The 19,950-nt window shown below is 59.2% G+C and carries 15 protein-coding genes and 1 tRNA gene; 10 read left to right on the top strand and 6 right to left on the bottom strand.

From position 1 onward, the window contains the following. From AO356_RS00400 to AO356_RS00380, 5 genes are all read right to left on the bottom strand, one after another. On the bottom strand, positions 1-1,023 hold the full coding sequence (locus AO356_RS00400) for an ABC transporter permease (protein ID WP_060738097.1): 1,023 nt from the start codon (positions 1,021-1,023) through the stop codon (positions 1-3). Next, positions 1,023-2,081 carry a microcin C ABC transporter permease YejB gene (locus AO356_RS00395; RefSeq protein WP_060738096.1) on the bottom strand — a complete coding sequence of 353 codons (1,059 nt, stop codon included), beginning with the start codon at positions 2,079-2,081 and terminating at the stop codon, positions 1,023-1,025. The genes AO356_RS00400 and AO356_RS00395 overlap by 1 nt, the downstream gene beginning before the upstream one ends. After that, complete coding sequence (locus AO356_RS00390) at positions 2,081-3,949, bottom strand: extracellular solute-binding protein (RefSeq protein ID WP_060738095.1); 1,869 nt, start codon at positions 3,947-3,949, stop codon at positions 2,081-2,083. Before AO356_RS00390 ends, AO356_RS00395 begins: the two co-directional genes overlap by 1 nt. Before the next feature lie 224 nt (positions 3,950-4,173). After that, positions 4,174-4,455 carry a peptidylprolyl isomerase gene (locus AO356_RS00385; protein ID WP_060738094.1) on the bottom strand — a complete coding sequence of 94 codons (282 nt, stop codon included), beginning with the start codon at positions 4,453-4,455 and terminating at the stop codon, positions 4,174-4,176. Between the two features lie 96 nt (positions 4,456-4,551). Next, the gene (locus AO356_RS00380; RefSeq protein ID WP_060738093.1) at positions 4,552-5,421 is read right to left on the bottom strand and encodes a lipase family alpha/beta hydrolase; all 870 of its coding nucleotides are present in this window, start codon (positions 5,419-5,421) and stop codon (positions 4,552-4,554) included. A gap of 323 nt (positions 5,422-5,744) precedes the next feature. Here AO356_RS00380 and AO356_RS00375 point away from each other — a divergent pair, with 323 nt between their 5' ends. Then, on the top strand, positions 5,745-6,806 hold the full coding sequence (locus AO356_RS00375) for a hypothetical protein (RefSeq protein ID WP_237140789.1): 1,062 nt from the start codon (positions 5,745-5,747) through the stop codon (positions 6,804-6,806). A gap of 156 nt (positions 6,807-6,962) precedes the next feature. Here the strand turns inward: AO356_RS00375 and AO356_RS00370 are convergent, their stop codons facing one another. After that, positions 6,963-8,033, bottom strand: a complete 1,071-nt coding sequence (locus AO356_RS00370; RefSeq protein ID WP_060738091.1) for a 3-deoxy-7-phosphoheptulonate synthase — start codon at positions 8,031-8,033, stop codon at positions 6,963-6,965. Positions 8,034-8,647: 614 nt separating this feature from the next. Here AO356_RS00370 and AO356_RS00365 point away from each other — a divergent pair. The 9 genes from AO356_RS00365 (at position 8,648) to AO356_RS00325 (ending at position 19,849) form a co-directional block, all read left to right on the top strand. After that, positions 8,648-9,409, top strand: a complete 762-nt coding sequence (locus AO356_RS00365; protein ID WP_060738090.1) for a carbon-nitrogen hydrolase family protein — start codon at positions 8,648-8,650, stop codon at positions 9,407-9,409. A 7-nt stretch (positions 9,410-9,416) separates the two neighbouring features. Beyond that, positions 9,417-9,851, top strand: coding sequence for a GNAT family N-acetyltransferase (locus AO356_RS00360; protein WP_060738089.1), 435 nt, complete (start codon positions 9,417-9,419; stop codon positions 9,849-9,851). A gap of 127 nt (positions 9,852-9,978) precedes the next feature. Then, entirely contained in the window at positions 9,979-10,620 is a 642-nt protein-coding gene (gene uvrY / locus AO356_RS00355) for a UvrY/SirA/GacA family response regulator transcription factor (protein WP_003200277.1), read from the top strand. 2 nt (positions 10,621-10,622) lie between these two features. Further along, positions 10,623-12,446: an excinuclease ABC subunit UvrC gene (uvrC, locus tag AO356_RS00350; protein ID WP_060738088.1), complete on the top strand. Its 1,824-nt coding sequence runs from the start codon at positions 10,623-10,625 to the stop codon at positions 12,444-12,446. A gap of 32 nt (positions 12,447-12,478) precedes the next feature. Further along, the gene (gene pgsA, locus AO356_RS00345; RefSeq protein ID WP_030141409.1) at positions 12,479-13,039 is read left to right on the top strand and encodes a CDP-diacylglycerol--glycerol-3-phosphate 3-phosphatidyltransferase; all 561 of its coding nucleotides are present in this window, start codon (positions 12,479-12,481) and stop codon (positions 13,037-13,039) included. Positions 13,040-13,102: 63 nt separating this feature from the next. After that, positions 13,103-13,178, top strand: a tRNA-Gly gene (locus tag AO356_RS00340). 222 nt (positions 13,179-13,400) lie between these two features. Then, entirely contained in the window at positions 13,401-15,242 is a 1,842-nt protein-coding gene (locus AO356_RS00335) for a tyrosine-type recombinase/integrase (RefSeq protein ID WP_048392768.1), read from the top strand. A 1,339-nt stretch (positions 15,243-16,581) separates the two neighbouring features. Continuing rightward, positions 16,582-17,382, top strand: coding sequence for a hypothetical protein (locus AO356_RS00330; protein ID WP_032875176.1), 801 nt, complete (start codon positions 16,582-16,584; stop codon positions 17,380-17,382). 1 nt (position 17,383) lies between these two features. Then, positions 17,384-19,849 carry a DEAD/DEAH box helicase gene (locus AO356_RS00325; RefSeq protein ID WP_060738087.1) on the top strand — a complete coding sequence of 822 codons (2,466 nt, stop codon included), beginning with the start codon at positions 17,384-17,386 and terminating at the stop codon, positions 19,847-19,849. Positions 19,850-19,950 lie beyond the last annotated feature (101 nt).

Raw genomic sequence — 19,950 nt, 5'->3', positions numbered from 1 at the left:
TCAAGAGCGTGGGTCGAACGCGTCTCGCAACGCTTCGCCGATAAACACCAACAGGGAAAGAATCAGGGCCAGGGTGAAAAACGCCGTCAGCCCCAGCCATGGCGCTTGCAGGTTCTGTTTGCCCTGGGCGATCAACTCGCCCAGGGAGGCGCTGCCGGCCGGCATGCCGAAGCCAAGAAAATCCAGGGCGGTGAGGGTGGAGATCGCCCCGGTGAGGATGAAGGGCAGGTAGCTCAAGGTGGCGTTCATCGCGTTGGGCAGGATATGCCGCACGATCACCTTGCGATCACTGAGCCCCAGGGCCCTGGCCGCCTTGACGTACTCCAGGTTGCGCCCGCGCAGGAACTCGGCGCGGACCACGTCCACCAGGGCCAGCCAGGAAAACAGCGCCATGATCCCCAGCAGCCACCAGAAGTTCGGCTCGACGAAGCCGGACAGGATGATCAACAGGTAGAGCACTGGCAGGCCGGACCAGACTTCCAGCAGGCGCTGCCCGAGCAGATCCACCCAGCCGCCGTAATACCCCTGTAACGCACCGGCGGCGATACCGATCAGCGCACTGATGGCGGTCAGGGCCAGGGCGAACAGGATCGACACCCGGGCGCCGAAGATCACCCGGGCCAGCACGTCCCGAGACTGGTCATCGGTGCCCAGCCAGTTCACCGCCGAGGGAGGGCTCGGGGCCGGCTGGTTGAGGTCGTAGTTGGGGGTGTCGTCGCTGAACGGGATCGGTGGAAACCACAGCCAGCCGCCGTCCTTGTGGATCAGGTTCTGCACGTAGCTGCTGCGGTAGTCGGCCTGGAACGGCAGTTGCCCGCCAAATTCCTGCTCGGTGTGGCGCTTGAATACCGGGAAATACAGCGAGCCCTGGTAGCTCACCACCAGTGGCTTGTCATTGGCGATCAACTCGCCGCCCAGGCTCAGGATGAACAGGCCGATGAACAGCCACAACGACCACCAGCCCCGGCGGTTTTTCCTGAAGCGCTCGAAGCGTCGGCGGCCCAAGGGGGAAAGCTTGAACATCAGGCGTTCCTCGCGGCGAAGTCGATGCGCGGGTCCACCAGGGTGTAGCAGAGGTCGCCGATGAGTTTGATCAGCAGGCCGAACAGCGTGAAGATGAACAACGAGCCGAACACCACCGGATAATCCCGGGACACCGCGGCCTCGTAGCTCATGCGGCCCAGCCCGTCGAGGGAAAAGATCACCTCGATCAGCAAGGAGCCGGCAAAGAACACGCTGATGAACGCCTGGGGAATACCGGAGACCACCAGCAGCATCGCATTGCGGAACACGTGACCGTAGAGCACCCGCCGTTCGCTCATGCCCTTGGCCCGCGCCGTGACCACGTACTGGCGGGTGATTTCATTGAGGAACGAGTTCTTGGTCAGGATCGTCAGGGTGGCGAAGCCGCCGATCACCAGCGAGGTGACCGGCAGCACCAGGTGCCAGAAATAATCGGCGATCTTGCCCAGCGTCGACAGCGACTCGAAGTTGTCCGACACCAGCCCGCGCACCGGAAACCAGTTCAGCGAGGTGCCGCCGGCGAATACCACGATCAGGAACATCGCGAAGAGGAACGCCGGCATGGCGTAGCCAATGATGATCGCGGTGCTGCTCCACACGTCGAATGCCGAGCCGTGGCGCACGGCCTTGCGAATGCCCAGGGGAATCGACACCAGGTAGGTGATCAAGGTCGCCCAGAGTCCGAGGGAAATGGTCACCGGCATCTTTTCCAGGATCAGGTCGGTGACCGTGGCGCCGCGGAAGAAGCTCTTGCCGAAGTCGAGGCGTGCATAGCTGCTGAGCATCAGCCACAGGCGCTCGTGGGCCGGTTTATCGAAGCCGTATTGTTTCTCGATGTCCTTGATCAGTTGCGGGTCCAGGCCGCGACTGGCGCGGGAACTGCCGCTCATCTCACTGCCCGAACCGCCGACGCTGCTGCCGCCGATGCCTTGCAGGTGGGCGATGGCCTGTTCCACCGGCCCGCCGGGTGCGGCCTGCACGATGACGAAGTTCACCAGCAGGATAATCACCAGTGTGGGAATGATCAGCAGCAGGCGCCGCGCGATATAAGCCCACATCAATGCGGCCCTCCAGGTGTGCCGCGCCTGATGCGTTCGGCGCGCATTTGTTCGTTGGTCAACGGTGTGGTGCTCACTTCCCACCAGCTTTCGATGGCTTCGTCATTGCTGGCCTGAACCTTGGGCATGCCGAAGCGGTTCCACCACACGGTCGAGCTGCCCGGCGGGTAATAGTTGGGGATCCAGTAGTAATTCCATTGCAGCACCCGGTCCAGGGCGTGGGCATGGCGCAGCATGTCGGCTTGGGTGCTGGCCTTGACCAGGCCGTCGATCAGCGCGTCCACCGCCGGGTTCTTCAAGGCCATGTAGTTGTTGGCCCCCGGATCGTTGGCGGCCGCCGAACCGAAGTAGTTGTAGAGTTCCATGCCCGGCGAGGTGCTGACGGGGTAGCCGGTGATGATCATGTCGTAGTCGCGACTCATCAGGCGATTGACGTACTGGGAGGCGTCGATGCGGCGAATGCTCATGTCGATGCCGATTTGCGCCAGGGTACGTTTGTAGGGCAGCAGCAGGCGGTCGATACCGTTCTGGCTGTTCAGGAACGTGAAGCTCAGCGGTTCGCCCTCGGCGTTCACCAGGCGGTCGCCGTCGGGTTTCCAGCCGGCCTGTTCCAACAGGGCCAGGGCTTGCAATTGTTTGTCGCGGATCACGCCGCTGCCATCGGTTTTCGGGGCCTGGAAGACCTGGGTGAAGACTTCGTCGGGAATCTGCCCGCGCAGCGGCTCCAGGATCGCCAGCTCGCCGGCATCGGGCAGTTTTCGGGCGGCGAGGTCAGTGTTGGAGAAGTAACTCTGCTGACGCACATAGACGTTGCGCATCATCTGGCGGTTGCTCCATTCGAAATCCCAGAGCATGGCCAGGGCCTGGCGCACGCGGCGGTCCTGGAACTGCGGTTTTTGCAGGTTGAAGACAAAGCCCTGGGCGCTCTGGGGCGCCTCTTTGGCCAGGTGGGCCTTTTGCAGGCGGCCGTCCTGCAGGGCCGGGCCGTCGTAGCCGATGGAATAGCCGGTGGCGGAGAATTCGCGATTGTAGTCATAGGCGCCGCCGCGCAGCACCTGGCGGGCGACGTCAGTGTCGCCAAAATACTCGATGCTGAAATGGTCGAAATTGTAGAGCCCGCGACTGACCGGCAAATCCTTGCCCCACCAATCGGCATTGCGCTCGAACGTGATGCTGCGCCCGGAATCGACTTTGCTCACCCGGTAGGGGCCACTGCCCAGTGGCGCCTCGTAGCCGCCGCCGTTGGCGAAGTCGCGCGTCTTCCACCAATGTTCGGGAAAGACCGGCAGGGTGGCGATGTCCAGGGGCAGGGTACGGCTTTCGTTGTTCTTGAAGTTGAAGCGTACGGTGCGCTCGTCCTCGACCACGACGTCCTTGACCGCCGCGAACTGGGTGCGATAGCGCAGGCTGCCTTGGGTCATCAACAGCTCGAAGCTGTAGCGCACGTCTTGTGCGGTGATGGGCTTGCCATCGGCGAAGCGGGCCTTGGGGTTGAGGTAGAAGCGCAGGGACAGGCCATCGTCGGCACGCTCCATCTTCTGCGCCACCAGGCCATAGACGGTATAGGGTTCATCCAGCGAGCGCTGGGCCAGTGGCGAGTAGAGCATCCCATCGATCTGGCTGACGCCGATGCCTTTGTCGATGTAGGGCAGGATGTGGTCGAAGTGGCCAATCTCCACGGCCGAGCGGCGCATGGTCCCACCTTTTGGAGCCTGGGGGTTGGCGTAGGCGAAGTGGCCGAAGCCTTCGGCATATTTGGCGGGTTCGCCATAGACGGTCAGGGCATGTTGCGGTGCTGCATCGACGCCGGCGGCGCCTGTCAGCAGGACCACGGCAATCAATAGCAGTGAAGGGAACGCCAGTCGCATTGTCAGCCTTAGAGCCGGGTGATCGATGACACGATTTGTACGCGAGCGGCGCCTTAATCGCCAGTCCCCTGTAGCGAGGGGATTGTTCCTGCCAGGTGGGAACAAAACCTGTGGGAAACAAGGTCTGTGGGAGCAAGGCTTGCCCGCGATGGCCGCGCCGCGGTCCAACAGCTAAACCGCGTTATCGTTTCATCGCGGGCAAGCCTTGCTCCCACAAGGGGCCATCAGTCCTGGCGGCTGGTGACTTCCAGCAGGTGGTAGCCGAACTGGGTCTTGACCGGGCCTTGGACGGTATTGATCGGTGCGCTGAACACCACGGTGTCGAATTCCTTGACCATCTGGCCCGGGCCGAACGAACCCAGGTCGCCGCCTTGACGGCTGGATGGGCAGGAGGAGTTGGCCTTGGCCACTTCGGCGAAGTCGGCACCGGCTTCGATCTGGGCCTTGAGTTCGTTGCACTTGTCTTCGGTGGCAACCAGGATGTGGCGGGCAGTGGCTTTGGCCATGGGGCAAATTCCTTTCGATGTGTTTAAAGGTGTTGAGCCTACCGGATTCACTGACGGGGTGTTGTCAAAATTGCGTCAAAACCTTGGACCTGGCGATCAAAGGCCGGCTTTGCGCAGGCGCTCGGCGTGGCGCAGGTAAAGCTCTGTGGGGTCCGTTCCCTTGCATGCCTTGCCGCCTCCCGGGCTGATCGCCTCCAGGTGGTCCATGGGGTAGTCGGAGCGGATGACCTTGCCCAGGTGCGAGCTGAAACGCCCGACCAGGCCATCGTTCTGCCCGGCTTCGGTGATGAAGTATTCGGAAAAGGCGCGGCAGAAAACCTGCAAAGGCTCCCGTTCTTTATCCGTCGCCTCTGGCAACGTGCCGCTCCATGAGTAGTAGCGCACGCCGTTGACCCGGTCCGGACCGTTCCCGCCCCAGTGCTTCGGCAGGCCCTGTGGATACTTGTCATTAAAGGCGCCCACGCCCTCAGTGGTCAGCGCCGACAGCGCGGCGACAGCGGCCGGCGATAGCTGCGCCTGGGCGTCCAGCAGCGAGATGAAATCGGCGAACAGCGTGGCGACGCCCCTTGCCACGTGCCCTGGCAGCCGTCCGGGCGTGAGGGCCTTGCGCAGGAAGTCGGCCAGTTCGGAACCATGGTTGGGGCCGCTGACCGAGGTGACCGAAGCCACGCTGTCGGGTGCCAGCGCGGCGGCATACCGGGCGGCCAGCGCACCCTGGCTGTGGCCGATCAGATTGACCCGGGTGGTGCCGGTGCCGGCCAGGACCCGATCGATCTGAACCAGCAGTTGTTCGCCCCTGGCTTCGTTGGAGTGGGTGGCCGACAAGTGCGGGATGAACACCCGGGCACCGCCTGCGCGCAGGGCCTGTTTGATGCCATGGAAAAGTTCGAAGCCGCCGATCTGGTCAAACCCGAACAACCCATGAACCAAGAGGATGGGAAATTGAGTGGTTGCATTCCGTTGCATGTTCGTACCTTTTTCGAAGAGGTTCACCTTTAATTTGCGACTTCACTCTAATGCAGGCTCATCGTGTGCGGTGTAGGAAGAAACCGCCCTGATCCAGAGAAACCGGAATAAAAAAAGTGGGAAGAATGGGAGCTAACCCGGCGGTACTTGAGGATGTAGGAGGCCTCCTATAACCGCTGTCGTTTGCGGCTACAGGTTTGAGCGCCAAGGACCACTCGCGCTGTCGTGTTGTCTGGCTGCGGGGTTGGTGCGAGCGGGTTTTAATGGTTCCGCCGGGCGCCGTTATTCAAACGGTGCCTTCATCCAAGGACTGGAGCCTGTACATGATCACCTATCCATCGCTTCAACGATCCCGTTCAACCCCAGCAACAAGGCTGCCGCCACCGGTCCTGGCAGCGGCCAGGGACGGGGTGATCAACCCCGCCTGGCGCAACGCCGTGGTGACCGTCAAGCCTTATCCCATGATGACCTGCGGGGATGAAGTGGTGCTGCGTTGGCACGGCCTCAACAACGATGGCGAACCCTACCGGTATGAAGTGGCCGGGTTCGTCACGGAGCGGCAAGTGGGGCGAGACGTCGTGTTCGTCGTGCGCGAACCGCATATCGCCGAGTTGGACGGCGGCTCGCTGGAGATCTCCTATCAGGTGACGGGCAAGCGGTTGCCGGCCACACTGTTTTCGGAACACCTGCAACTGGAGATCGGCGATGCATCGCCGCAACTGCTGCCAGCCGTTGCCAACGATGCGGTGAGGGGCAGCCTCGATCCGAGTCGGGTGTCCGAAGGAACGTGGGTGAGCATTCGGCCCTACGCCAGGATGGCGGTCGGCGATCGGTTGATCCTGACTGCCAGCAAGGATTTCAAAGCGCTGTGGCGCGATGTGCTGGACATAGAAGCCCATGCGGTGGGTCGTGAGGTATCGCTCTGGATCGATCATTCGCTGATCGCGCCCCATTCTGGACACGACCTGGCCCTGACCTATGTCGTCAGGCGTGGACACTCGGTGCGTCGGGCTGAGCCCTTGTCGTTGCACATCGGCCCGTTGCAGCGCCTGGCCTTGAAGGCCCTTCAGATTCGGGAGATGAACGACGGCTGGCTGGAGGTCGACGACCTGCAAGAGGGGGTGACGATTGTCATCGATGATCCCGGGCTTGAGGCGGGCGAGTTGGTCTGGTTGCAGTGCAATGGCAACTCCGCTTATGTGCTTGAGCGCGAAATCACCGAGGCCACGGCAGGTAAACCGCTCATGTTCGTGATTCCCGCAAGTTACTGGCAGGACCAGCGCGACAGGTCGGTGAGCGTGTTCTATCAGGTCGAACGCCTGGAGGACGTCAGCCAGCGCTCCGAGTGGGTGACGGTCCGGGTGCGTTCCAGCGCGTCAGGCTGAGGCCAGTCCCGGGCAACCCTGGTGGGAGTGAGCTTGCTCGCGATGACAGTGTGTCAGGCAACCCAAGGCTGGCTGAACTGACGCCATCGCGAGCAAGCTCGCTCCCACAAAGAGCTCCACTTGCCCCTGGTTCCAGGGGCAGGTGGGTTCGGGACCTCAGGCGGGCAATTGCAACCGGCGATGAGCCTCGCGCAACAGCTGCTCGGTGGACTCCCAGCCCAGGCAGCCATCGGTGACCGAGACGCCGTAGCGCATCGACGGGCCCAGTGGCTGGCAGCCTTCGAACAGGTGGCTTTCGAGCATCATGCCGATCAGGGAGCGGTTCCCTTGCAGCCGTTGTTCCAGCACGTCATCGAACACCTGCGGCTGACGCAGCGGGTCCTTGCCGCTGTTGGCGTGGCTGCAGTCCACCATGATCCGGGCGGGTATCTTGAGGCGGGTCAGGTCGCTGTGTATCTGCGTGACGCTCTGGCGGTCATAGTTCGGTCCGCGATGGCCGCCGCGCAGCACCAGGTGGGTGTCGGGGTTGCCTGGGGTCTGGATGATCGCCGGATGGCCCTGGCTATCGACACCGAAATGCCGATGGGGGTGGGCGGCGGAGCGCATGGCGTCGCAGGCAATGCCGACCCCGCCGTCCGTGCCGTTCTTGAACCCCACCGGCATGCCCAGCCCGCTGGCCATCTCCCGGTGGATCTGCGATTCGGTGGTGCGAGCGCCAATGGCGACCCAACTGAGCAGGTCATCGAAGTAACTGGCGGCCATGGGTTGCAGCAGTTCGGTGGCGACGGGCAGGCCCAGTTGCAGCATTTCGCGCATCAACTCCCGGGACAAGGTCAGGCCGGCGGCCATGTCGTCGCTGCCATCCAGGCCGGGATCGTAGGCCAGGCCTTTCCAACCCACAGTCGTGCGGGGCTTTTCCACGTAGGCGCGCATGACCAAGAACATGCTGTCGCTCACTTCGTGGGCTACGCGAGCCAGGTTGGCGGCATATTCGAGGGCGGATTTGGGGTCATGGATCGAGCAGGGGCCGACGATGACCAGCAGGCGGGCATCTTCGCCGTTGAGGATCGCGCGGATGGCCTGGCGATGGGCGCTCACTTGGTGGCTCAACGCGGTGCTGAGCGGCAATTGATGCTTGAGTTGCAACGAACTCGGCAGACGCAGGGTCAGGGCTTCGTTGGCAGGGTTGAGCGTGGACAGCGGCAAAGCAGAGACGGACGAATTCATGATCTGGCTTCCTGGACGGGCAGCGGGTTCGTTCCCGCGCCGGTCCTAGTGGGGTGTTCGACAATTGGCCGTATGGGCCCGCAATTGAGGCTTGCCACCGGTAGGTGACCGATCGGAGGCGGCAGGCTGTCCCGAGCGGTGGCTGGTAAATCGCCAGGCGGAAAAACTGTCGTAACGGTAATAAGTGGCGTAGTTCATGGCTCAATCCTCAAGTTGTCTGGTGCTGCAAATGTATGGGGCCGGAAAAACAAAACCCCCGGTCGGGAGGCCGACCGGGGGTTTGGAAAACTCTGGCAGGCGACCCGTTTTAAAGTGGGCGCCGGTTGGGTATCAGGCGCGCCAGTGGCTAAACCAATACCCAAAATAAAAGCTGACCGGAGTTTGAACGCTGTTCGCCCGGGCAGCCGCAACCGAGCGCGGGGCGCTGGCGGTGTCTAGCGGTGAGAGGGCGTTGAACATGGTCTGTCTCCGATGAATGGCCCTGAGCTTACTAGAGGGCAGGGCGGCGGTTCAATCAGAAAATTCTATCGAGGGTATGCAATTGTTCGCCTTGGCTTGAGTCCGCTGGGCTTTATGACAAACTTCAGGTTTGCAACGCCTCCCAGGGATGACCCATGACCGCTCCAGTCTTCGCCGCCGCCCAGTCGATTTCCGTCGCGGGAGACCTTCGCGCCAACCTCGCGCGTCATCAGCGTTTCATGCAGGCTGCCGCTGAGCAGGGGGTGCAGTTGCTGGTATTCCCTGAACTGTCGCTCACCGGCTACGAACGCAGCCTGGCGGCGGAGCTGGCGATCCTGCCGGAGGATGCCGTACTGCAACCGCTGCGTGACCTGGCGCAAGCGCTCGGCCTGACCGCCGTGGTGGGCATGCCCATTCGGCTGTCGGCCGACGCTCCGGTGTTGATCGGCGCGTTGGTCCTCGGTGCCGACGGCTCCCTCGGGGTCTACAGCAAGCAGCATCTGCACCCGGGGGAAGAAGTCGCCTTCGCCCCAGGTCACGGTGGCTCGACGCTGACAATGGGGCAGGATCGCATCGCGCTGGCGGTGTGTGCCGATTTTTCCCACGCCAGTCATGCGGCTGCGGCAGCCGGGCAGGGCGCTACGCTCTATGCAGCAGGGGTGTTGATCACCGAGGGTGGCTACGTGCCCGATACGACGTTGCTGCAAGGCTATGCCCGGGAGCATGCCATGACCGTGCTGATGGCTAATCATGGCGGCGTCACCGGAGGCTGGGAGTCGGCTGGCCGCAGTGCCATCTGGGGCCCGGACGGTTCGCTGCTCGCGGCGGCGCCGGGTACGGGCGAGTCGTTGGTGATTGCCCGCCGCGCCGTCAACGGCTGGGCCGGGCAAGTCGTGCCGGTGACAGCGCTTCAATGAGGTCTTCATGAGCTTCGAGTGGCGTGCTGCAACGAACGGGGACATCGACTTCGCCCGGCAACTGACCTGCGACAACATGCTTCCTTATTACCTCAGGCATGATTTGCTCTGGCAGGACGAAGCGTTCGACCTGGCCTGGATCATTCGCCAGAACTGGATAATCAGTCGTGAAGGCCAGGCGCTGGGCTTTGTCAGCCTCAGTCGGGATGCCCGGGCGTTGTATATCCGTGAGCTGCAGATAAACGAGGCGTTCCGCGGGCAGGGCGCCGGTACCTGGACGATCGGACAGGTTTGGGGCCTGGTGGCGCTGGAACGGCGCCCGGCGCTGCGCCTGACGGTGTTCAAGGACAATCCCGCCAGGGCGTTATACGAACGCATGGGCCTGCGTGTCGTGGGCGAGGACGAGTGTTTCCTGAGGATGCAGCGAGACATCGGTGCTTGACGCCTCGGATGTCGTGCCGATTAAAGATGCGTTGTAACTTTTATCTGTCCCTTTGCGCTAGGTCTGCCGGATGCTTTTTGCTAAGGTGTTGTGCAACCCAAATAAGACCAAATCGTGAGGTGTCTGCTTGATTAGGGTGTTAGTGGTCGATGACCATGATCTCGTCCGTACGGGCATTACACGAATGCTGGCTGACATCGACGGCCTGCAGGTAGTTGGTCAGGCTGAATCCGGGGAAGAGTCCCTGATCAAGGCACGTGAATTGAAACCCGACGTGGTATTGATGGACGTCAAGATGCCTGGCATCGGCGGCCTTGAAGCCACGCGCAAGCTGCTGCGCAGTCACCCGGACATCAAGGTGGTCGCGGTAACCGTCTGCGAAGAGGACCCATTCCCCACCCGGCTGTTGCAAGCGGGCGCGGCGGGCTACCTCACCAAGGGCGCTGGCTTGAACGAAATGGTCCAGGCCATTCGTCTGGTTTTTGCCGGGCAACGCTACATCAGCCCGCAAATCGCCCAGCAGTTGGCGATCAAGTCGTTCCAGCCGACCAACGATTCGCCTTTCGATGCGCTGTCGGAACGGGAAATCCAGATTGCCCTGATGATTGTCGGTTGCCAGAAGGTACAGATCATCTCCGACAAGCTGTGCCTGTCCCCCAAGACCGTCAACACCTACCGTTACCGTATCTTCGAGAAGCTTTCGATCAGCAGTGACGTCGAATTGACACTGTTGGCGGTGCGCCACGGCATGGTCGATGCCAGCGCCTGAAAATGACTGAATTGTTTGATCCCGGCGCGTTCCTCTCCACCTGCAGCGGTCGTCCCGGCGTGTACCGCATGTTCGACAGCGAGGCGCGCCTGCTTTATGTCGGCAAGGCCAAGAACCTCAAGAAACGCCTGGCCAGCTACTTTCGCAAGACCGGCCTGGCCCCGAAGACCTCTGCCCTGGTGGGGCGCATCGCGCAAATCGAAACGACGATCACCGCCAATGAAACCGAGGCCCTGCTGCTCGAACAGACGCTGATCAAGGAATGGCGCCCGCCGTACAACATCCTGCTGCGCGACGACAAATCCTACCCCTACGTGTTTCTGTCCGACGGGGCGTTTCCGCGCCTGAGCATTCATCGGGGTGCCAAGAAGGCCAAGGGCAGGTATTTCGGCCCTTATCCCAGCGCCGGGGCGATTCGTGAAAGCCTCAGCCTGCTGCAGAAGACCTTCTTCGTTCGCCAGTGTGAAGACAGCTACTACAAGAACCGCACCCGGCCCTGCCTGCAGTATCAGATCAAGCGCTGCAAGGCGCCTTGCGTGGGGTTTGTCGAGCCCCAGGTCTACGCCGAGGACGTGCGTCACTCGGTGATGTTCCTGGAGGGTCGCAGCAATGCACTGACCGACGAGCTGTCGGCAGCCATGGAGGACGCGGCGGTCAACCTTGAATTCGAACGCGCCGCCGAGCTGCGCGACCAGATTGGCCTGTTGCGCCGTGTGCAGGACCAGCAAAGCATGGAAGGCGGCAGCGGCGATGTCGATGTGATCGCGGCGTTCATCAACCCGGGCGGCGCCTGCGTGCATTTGATCAGCGTGCGCGGTGGTCGTGTGCTGGGCAGCAAGAACTTCTTTCCCCAAGTGGGTATCGAGGAAGACGTGGCCGAGGTCATGGCGGCTTTCCTGGGCCAGTACTACATCAGCAGTCCGGAACGGGACTTGCCGGCCGAGTTGATCGTCAACGTGGTCCATGAAGATTTCCCGGCCCTGATCGAAGCCATCGACAAGCTCCGCGGTCGTGAACTGACCATCAGCCACCGCGTTCGCGGCACCCGTGCCCGTTGGCAGCAACTGGCCGTGACCAACGCCGAACAGGCCCTGGGCGCGCGCCTGGCCAACCGTCAACACGTGGCCGCGCGGTTCGATGCCCTGGCCGATGTCCTCAATCTGGATGAGCCACCGCAACGCCTGGAGTGCTACGACATCAGCCATTCCAGCGGCGAGGCGACCGTGGCCTCCTGCGTGGTGTTCGGTCCCGAAGGCCCGATCAAGTCCGACTACCGCCGTTACAACATCGAAGGCGTCACACCGGGCGATGACTACGCGGCGATGCACCAGGCGCTGATGCGGCGCTTCGGCAAGCTGAAGGACGGGGAGGGCAAGTTGCCGGATATCCTCCTGGTGGACGGCGGCAAGGGCCAGTTGTCCATGGCCCGCGATGTGCTCAATGAGTTGATGGTTCCCGACCTGATCCTGCTCGGCGTGGCCAAGGGCGCGACACGCAAGGCCGGTTTCGAGACCTTGTACCTGAACGATGCCGCCCATGAATTCACCCTCAAGGGCGATTCGCCAGCGCTGCACCTGATCCAACAGATTCGCGACGAAGCCCACCGTTTCGCCATCACCGGACACCGTGCCCGCCGTGGCAAGACGCGCCGTACGTCTACACTTGAAGGTGTGGCAGGCGTCGGCCCGACGCGCCGTCGCGACTTGTTGAAACATTTTGGTGGATTGCAGGAACTGTCTCGTGCCAGCATCGAGGAGATAGCCAAAGCACCCGGTATCAGTAAAAAGCTCGCAGAGTCGATTTATGCAAACCTGCATAGCGAGTAGAATGCCCGTCAACCTCGTAGCCAGTTGTGCCGATGAATATCCCAAACCTGATTACCGTTCTACGCGTCCTGCTCATCCCGATCTTCATATTGCTGTTCTATTTGCCGTACCACTGGAGCTACGTGGCCTCCGCCTCGGTCTTCGCCTTCGCCGCCGCGACGGACTGGCTGGATGGTTACCTGGCCCGACGCCTGGAGCAGAGCACGCCCTTCGGCGCGTTCCTCGATCCGGTGGCCGACAAGCTGATGGTCGCGGTGGCCCTGGTGCTGCTGGTGCAGGAACATGGCAACCTCTGGCTGACCTTGCCGGCGGCGGTGATCATTGGCCGCGAAATCGTCGTCTCGGCACTCCGGGAATGGATGGCCGAGCTGGGCGCCCGTGCCCAGGTCGCCGTGTCGAACCTCGGCAAATGGAAAACCGCCGCGCAGATGCTCGCGCTGGTGATCCTGCTGGCCAACCCGTCGGACTTCAGCTTCTGGGTGCTGCTGGGTTACGCACTGCTGCTGGTTTCCGCTGGGCTGACGTTGTGGTCGATGGTCCAATACCTGCGCGCCGCCTGGCCGCATCTGCGGACTGACGTGGACCCGAAATAAAACTTTTTTGAATCAAAGGGTTGACGGCGTAATCTGAATCTATAGAATGCGCCACACCAAGACGCGGGAATAGCTCAGTTGGTAGAGCACGACCTTGCCAAGGTCGGGGTCGCGAGTTCGAGTCTCGTTTCCCGCTCCAAATATTGCGCTACAGAGTTCCACTGAATTCTGTAAGTGATTGAAATCAGGGCCTTTAGGCCCTTTTTTCGTTCCAGCGGGAACCACTGAAATCCAGCACTATCCGGTGCGTTTAAGTCCAGAATTGAGTCCAGAATTCTGACGAGCACTGAATCGGTTTGTTGCTGGAGCAGTTTGCGCAACGAGACGAGCATCTGGCCCTGACTCTGTTCAGGAGCTCGCGATGGCACTCTCAGAAATGACAGTTCGGCACGCCCGAATCACCGGTAATGACTACACCCTCGGCGACAGTGATGGTCTCACACTCAATGTGACGGCCAGAGGCGGCAAAGTCTGGCTCTTCCGCTACTACTGGGCGGGCAAGCAGAAGCGCATGTCCCTCGGTAGTTATCCCCAAATTGGGCTTAAAGAAGCCCGTACCCGTCGTGATGAAGCCCGTACCTTGGTTGCCCAAGGCATCAATCCCTATGAGCATCGCAAACAACAGCGGCTTGCTGTTCATGCTGCGAAGGAGCACACCTTCGAGGCGGTGTTCAATCAGTGGGTGGAGTTCCGCAGGCTGAGCCTGAAGGAAGGGCGTCAAAGCACGCTCTCGCAGATATTGAGAATCTTCAATAAAGACGTCCTGCCCAGCCTGGGCGGGCGGTCTATCTACGATATCAATCGTCACGATCTGCTAGATTTACTGAGCAGGATCGAACAGCGCAAGGCCTTAACGACCGCCGAAAAATGCCGGACCTGGTTCAACCAATTGTTCCGCTATGCGCTGGTGAAAATCGAGGGACTGGAACACAACCCGGCTTCAGACCTTGATGTGGTCGCACTTCCCAAACCTCCTGTTACGCACAATCCATTTCTCCGAATGGACGAGCTCCCAGGATTGATGGTTGCTCTTCGAAATTACGGTGGCGCCAGCCAAACGCGGCTTGGCCTTCGGTTGTTGCTGCTGACCGGTGTCCGCACGGGCGAGTTGCGGTTGGCGACACCAGACCAGTTCGATCTGGAGAAGCGCTTGTGGGTCATACCGGCGGAAGTGGTGAAACAACTCCAGCTAGCGATGCGGAAGCCAGGTAAGCAGATTCAAAATGTGCCGCCGTACATTGTCCCGCTGTCGGTTCAGGCGCTGGAGATCGTGCGTCACTTGCTGGACCAGGTTGTCCCCGCACAGCGCTACTTGTTTGCGCATCGAAGCGACCTGAGCAAGCGCATCAGCGAAAACACGCTGAACGGCGCGTTACGCCGGATGGGGTACGCCGATCAACTCACGGGTCATGGGATGAGGGCGACGATCTCGACGGCGCTGAACGAGATCGGCTACCCGAAGGTGTGGGTGGATGCTCAGCTTTCTCATGCTGATCCGGATAAGGTGAGTGCGGCTTACAACCACGCGGAGTACGTCGAGCAGCGCCGGACCATGATGCAGGATTGGGCGAACCGTCTGGATCTATGGGGGCAGGGCCAGCTAAAAGCGGCAAGTTCTCCGCTGACTATTCGTTTAGAGGGGGCAGCTTCGTTACCTTCGTTGGAAAACGCGAACGCAAACGCCGTTCTGTACAACAGCGGCTCCCCCGCGACGACCGTCCCAGTCTCCACAATGTCCATCAGCAACGAACCGGTCCTTAATGCGGCTCAGCATCCACCTGTCCTACCTGCTCCAACGCAGACTGGACAGCTGCGCGAACCCCAGGTATCAGACATACAACGTCAGCGCGCCGAGATGCTCGCCACTTATGAAGCTTCGAGTAGTCTGCCGCTGCTTGTCTTCGCCAAGCTGGCAGGCAAATCCCGAGATCAGATCAACCGCGATATCAAGGCTCGGCACCTGCTGTCTCTGAGCCTTGGGAATCGCGGTCAGCGCATTCCTGATTGGCAGCTTGATCCACTGCGGCACAAGTTGGTACTTGCTGCGTTAGCGCGGTTTCCGGATGTTGATGGGTGGAGGCTTTATGGCGCTCTTTGTAAACCTCATGAGCGATTAAAAGGTCGCGCGCCAATCGATGTGCTTACTAAGGAGAATTTCGATGTAACCGCGCGGATCGTTTGCAGTGCCCTAGGCTCAAGCTGAGGTGCTGTCTCGTGCGGTGATAACGAATGTGGCTGCTTCCTTGGGGTCATCTAGCGCTACTCCTGAATGCGTGGACTACACACGTCGCCTGATGTTTCGGAGTTGGTCGGCTAGAGGATTCTATTGCGCAGGAAGACACCATTTGGCAATATTCCGTTCCCGCGTTCTCTTATCAGCTCTCCATCCCTCTCATTTGGGGGCTGTGTTTTTGAGGGGCGGGTAATCACCCGGCTTCGTGCCGGGTTTTTTATGCGTTCGGCAGATACGGCCGGCGGATAAACATGGAATTAATCTACCCCTCGCATGGGGTGCTAGAGGTCGAGTGTTCGAATCACTCCGTCCCGACCATTTAATTCAATGACTTAGCCGAACTCTAATCAGTTCGGCTTTTTCATATCTGAAAATTACTCCCACATTTACTCCCACGGATATCGTGGATCTCGGTATGCCGTCTCAGATGGCGTTCGAGAGTCTGAAGATGCGAAGACATTCATCAGTGGGTTGCCTATCTGGACATTCCGCAAGGCAAGCTTAGGGTTACGGCTGTAGGGAGCGCGGAGCTTTCTATTGCTGGTGAGGTGATCCGGACAGTCGCTCAGACTCCGGTAGAGTCATCGGATAGCACATGCTTCCCACGGCGGAGGTTCTTTTCGATGGGGGCTATCAACTTCCTGGTGATGGAAGCTCGGGCCGCGATCACACGCATTAACCTAATTGCTAGAGCTATGGATGCCGTCCTTACGTGATTGAGGTTGATGCTGAGCCCGTCGGAAAGCTTGATGAATCCCAAGCCTGTAAATACAGTCAAGGTCGTTATATCCGAAAAACATTTTGACTTGGCTCTAGGAAGGTATTTTCAGGCGGAAAAAATTCAAATGTGCCCCCAATTTTGCCCCAGTGCATCAGGTTCGCGAGTGGCGATTTCCGACAGAGCCAGATGGATTCAGATGGCTTTCAGTAGTTCATAAGTGCGGGGGAGTGGCTCACGCTGCCTACCTCTCAGTCGGGAATGACCAGCGGCGTTGGATGGGGCTGTCTACAGTGCTGCGTATCTTTCAGTCCGACGCTGATTGACCTACGAACAATTGGATATTTATACAGCTGTTACGCAAACTCCGACGATTTGCACCAAAAATAGTCTCCGATCTTGTTTACCGGTCCCGTCAATCACGCTAACTTGCGGTAACGCTGGCACAGTGCCGCTATCGGTCATCCCTGACTAGATCTCACTCGCGCGCACGGCTGCTCAGCTGGTGCCTACCCTTATTCAGGGCGGGATCATTGATCGCGCGCAGCAACCGCAAGAGGATTCTGCGGTTTAGTGTTTGTAGGAAGTGTTATGGATGGCGTGAGCTTCAAGCAGGTAGACCAGTATGCGCTGTGTTGTGTCGAGAATTTTTCTGATGAGCTTAAGCTCGCGCTGAGGGAAAACCTCACCCGTATCTGCCATGGTGCTGATCAGGCCAGCAAGGACAGGGCGATCTACAAATACCCTGCGACGATTAAGCACTTCTGGAACGAGCGCTATTCCAAGAAAACTTGGGAAACCCGGATTGGTATGCTGGGTGAGCTCCTGTCTCACGTCATCATTCTGAAGCTCTTCCCCAACTTCGATGTGGTCTCCCCGTTCTTCAATATGGAAGAGAAGAGTATCCGGAAGGGCTTCGATCTCCTCCTATACGAGACCTCAACCAACAACGTCTGGATCACCGAGGTCAAGTCGGGCGGCAGAGGGGCAGACAAGACTTCTTGCTCGGCCACAAGTGCGCAATTGCGTTTGGCTCGGGATGACCTCAAGAGGCGTTTGGCTGAGCCGGAGCTCAATCACTGGCTCAACGCGATCAATGCTGCGAAAAATGCGATCCACAACAAAGCTAATTACCGGGACTCGGTTATTGAGATCTTGGAGATGGAAGGTGATTTGGCTGAAGAAGACGGGGCGAGTGCTTCGGACAACAATGTGTTTCTGGTCTCTGCCCTGTTCAGCGAAGTGTCCCAGGCTATCGCCGAAAATACTGTGTCAAATTTCACCACCAAGCTGGTAGCTGAAGCTGTGTTCAAAACGGTGTGGGTGCTGTCCCTCCACAAAGGCACCATGGAAAAGCTGGAAGAGTTTTTGAGGCAGGAGGCGGAGCAGTAGCATGGAAGAGCTGACTATCAGGAAACTGGGCAACACCAAGTTCAAGGATCTGTATTTCCAACTCCTCAAGGGAGACGAACTGGGTAACACAGAGATTGTGAAACTTTTGGCGATCGCCGTGCTGCTCCTTAACCACAAGAGCCTCGAAATTCGGCGTCTCGGCTACCGCATTATCCTGTTTTACGGTAACGCTTCGGGTCAGTACCAGGCGCTGTACGATGTAGCACTCAACAGTGGTCTGCACCCTGTCTCAGCAGTAATCAGCAGCTACTTTCCGGAGGATGATCACCGCAGCGAGTCGTTCATCCGAAACATCGTGGGCAGCTACATCGATACCTTCCGTGATCAAGGCATCGTGCTGACTGAGCAACAAGATGCCCTGCGGACATTCGTTCAGTCGGAGTACCGTAAGTCGTCAGTCGTGGTTGCTCCGACCAGTTACGGTAAATCTGAGCTCATCATCCAATCGGTGAGGGAAAATCCAGGGCAGCGGATCCTGATCCTCGTGCCTTCTAAGGCTCTGCTGGCCCAGACGAAAAAACGGTTGATCTACGCGGACATTGAGGGGTTGGGCAAGGTGGTGACCCACCCCGAGATGTATTCGGTTGAGCGAAAGAACAGGGCATTTGTCCTGACCCAGGAGCGGCTCAACAGGCTCTTGAACGAGAACGCCGGGCTGAGCTTCGATATGGTCTTCGTCGACGAGGCCCACAACCTGCTGCAGAGCGACCGCAGAAGTGAGTTACTGGCTGCCATGCTGTGCATCCTGGGGGCTCGTAATCCGGAAACATCATTCAAGTTCCTGACTCCCTTCCTATGCGATGAACTCAACGTCCGTGTGCGCTTCCTGGACATGATCCCGAGCGGATTCAAGATCGACGAGTACATCAAGTCTGAGCGCTTCTACATCAGGGATTTTAGGGCAGGGAGGGGCCAGACGAAGCTCAAGCTCTATGACCATTTCCTGAATGACTGGATGGAGTTCGATCGGAGGTATGCCAACTGCTTCGAGCTCATCAAAGGCGAAGCACTGTCCAAAAACATCGTTTACGGCAACAGGAAGAAAAGCATTGAGTCATTTGCGGTTGAACTGGCAGCCGTGCTGCCGCCCGTAGATTGTCCGCTGATCCAGACGGCCTGTGCCGAGCTAGGAGAGCTTTTTGACCGACGCTACAAACTGATCGGCTGCCTGCGCAAAGGGGTTATGTACCACCATGGTTCGATCCCTGACACCATCCGTCTTTACTTGGAGAACCTCTTCAGTAGCTCCAAGCAGATGAGGTTTCTGGTCTGCAACTCCACGCTTCTGGAAGGGGTGAACCTGCCGATCGAACGACTCTTCGTTTTTGATTTTTTCAAAGGGAAGCAAAAGCTGACGCCATCTCAATTCAAGAACCTGGTCGGACGCGTCAACCGGTTCAGTGAGGTCTTTGCGCCTGGAGCTAAGGCTGCGTTGAGAAAGCTGGAGTCCAGCATCTACCTGTTGGGCGTAAATGGCTACACACGCGACAATGCAGCGCTTGAGACTTTCTACGATAAATCCGTCAACGTCTCAAAGGTGGTCAAGGACACTGTCAGCAACGTTCTGCTTGAAGCCACCAAGATCATCGATGGGAAGGTGTCGGTTCTCTACGACGACGCCGTGGCTCGTCTTGAGAATCTGCATCCTGGCGTGGTTAAAGATCGAGAGTGTCGGTACGTTACCACTCAGGTGGGCAAGCTCCTCATCGCGAACAGTGTCAGTGAAATTGACGTGTTCTCAGAGGAGGAGGCTATTGAACGGAAGATCAGACGAGGCATCGAGGCGAACGGCGTCATCAATACCGTTGACAGGCTGATGCTTGCGATCTCCAAATCGTTCGTCGATCACTTCGACGACAGCCGAGAGTACAGCGACCTGGTGCGTCTCAAGCAAGAGCCTGCCCGGAATTTCTACGCCATGATCCTGGATTGGAAGCTGAAGAAACTCAGCGTCAAGCAGACGATCCGACAGACGCTCGCGTACTGGAAAAAGCTGGTCGAGACTAGCCATAGCGATCACGTATTCGTGGGTAAATGGGGTGATACCAAATATCGCGACAGCAAGTACGAGAACTGGGTAAGAATCTCCCAAAAGGATGACGGCGAGCGTATTAACCTGGCAATCGTCCGTCTCAAGGACGAGGACGATTTCTTCGACAACAAGATTTTCAAGTTCGTCGAGGTGCTGAATGGGGTAGGTGCCCTGGATCCAGGCTTCTACAAACTCATCAAATACGGTACTGCGGATGACACGAAGATCAAGCTCATCCGCGATGGCTACAGCCATGGCCTAGCGGATCTGATGCTCGAACGGTACCCCGAAACTGTGCGTGCGACGCTTGGCGGCGAGATCGAAGTGAGCCCTCGCCTAGTCAACATGATGATCAACAACGAGGAAAGCGATCTGCTGATTTTTGAAGCCAAGATGAACCTCAAACCCATCTGATTGAGGATCTTGGAAGCGGCTGCGAGTTCGATCAGGATAGCGTAGTGAGTCGGTTACAGCGATGAGTCGAGATTCATCTCGACATTCGTCGAGGCTAGCCG

The organism is Pseudomonas fluorescens (assembly GCF_001307275.1).
GTDB lineage: Bacteria > Pseudomonadota > Gammaproteobacteria > Pseudomonadales > Pseudomonadaceae > Aquipseudomonas > Aquipseudomonas fluorescens_AA.
The sequence above is the reverse complement of the archived record's forward strand: the minus strand, read 5'-3'. Positions and strand labels throughout refer to the sequence as shown.

What these genes read in the sequence shown, in the direction of transcription:
- AO356_RS00385 (WP_060738094.1), bottom strand. Translation starts at nt 4,455, where the DNA reads ATGGCCAAAGCCACTGCCCGCCACATCCTGGTTGCCACCGAAGACAAG.
- pgsA (WP_030141409.1), top strand. Translation starts at nt 12,479, where the DNA reads ATGAATATCCCAAACCTGATTACCGTTCTACGCGTCCTGCTCATCCCG.
- uvrC (WP_060738088.1), top strand. Translation starts at nt 10,623, where the DNA reads ATGACTGAATTGTTTGATCCCGGCGCGTTCCTCTCCACCTGCAGCGGT.
- AO356_RS00375 (WP_237140789.1), top strand. Translation starts at nt 5,745, where the DNA reads ATGATCACCTATCCATCGCTTCAACGATCCCGTTCAACCCCAGCAACA.
- AO356_RS00365 (WP_060738090.1), top strand. Translation starts at nt 8,648, where the DNA reads ATGACCGCTCCAGTCTTCGCCGCCGCCCAGTCGATTTCCGTCGCGGGA.
- AO356_RS00395 (WP_060738096.1), bottom strand. Translation starts at nt 2,081, where the DNA reads ATGTGGGCTTATATCGCGCGGCGCCTGCTGCTGATCATTCCCACACTG.
- AO356_RS00325 (WP_060738087.1), top strand. Translation starts at nt 17,384, where the DNA reads ATGGAAGAGCTGACTATCAGGAAACTGGGCAACACCAAGTTCAAGGAT.
- AO356_RS00360 (WP_060738089.1), top strand. Translation starts at nt 9,417, where the DNA reads ATGAGCTTCGAGTGGCGTGCTGCAACGAACGGGGACATCGACTTCGCC.
- AO356_RS00400 (WP_060738097.1), bottom strand. Translation starts at nt 1,023, where the DNA reads ATGTTCAAGCTTTCCCCCTTGGGCCGCCGACGCTTCGAGCGCTTCAGG.
- AO356_RS00370 (WP_060738091.1), bottom strand. Translation starts at nt 8,033, where the DNA reads ATGAATTCGTCCGTCTCTGCTTTGCCGCTGTCCACGCTCAACCCTGCC.
- AO356_RS00330 (WP_032875176.1), top strand. Translation starts at nt 16,582, where the DNA reads ATGGATGGCGTGAGCTTCAAGCAGGTAGACCAGTATGCGCTGTGTTGT.
- AO356_RS00380 (WP_060738093.1), bottom strand. Translation starts at nt 5,421, where the DNA reads ATGCAACGGAATGCAACCACTCAATTTCCCATCCTCTTGGTTCATGGG.
- AO356_RS00335 (WP_048392768.1), top strand. Translation starts at nt 13,401, where the DNA reads ATGGCACTCTCAGAAATGACAGTTCGGCACGCCCGAATCACCGGTAAT.
- AO356_RS00390 (WP_060738095.1), bottom strand. Translation starts at nt 3,949, where the DNA reads ATGCGACTGGCGTTCCCTTCACTGCTATTGATTGCCGTGGTCCTGCTG.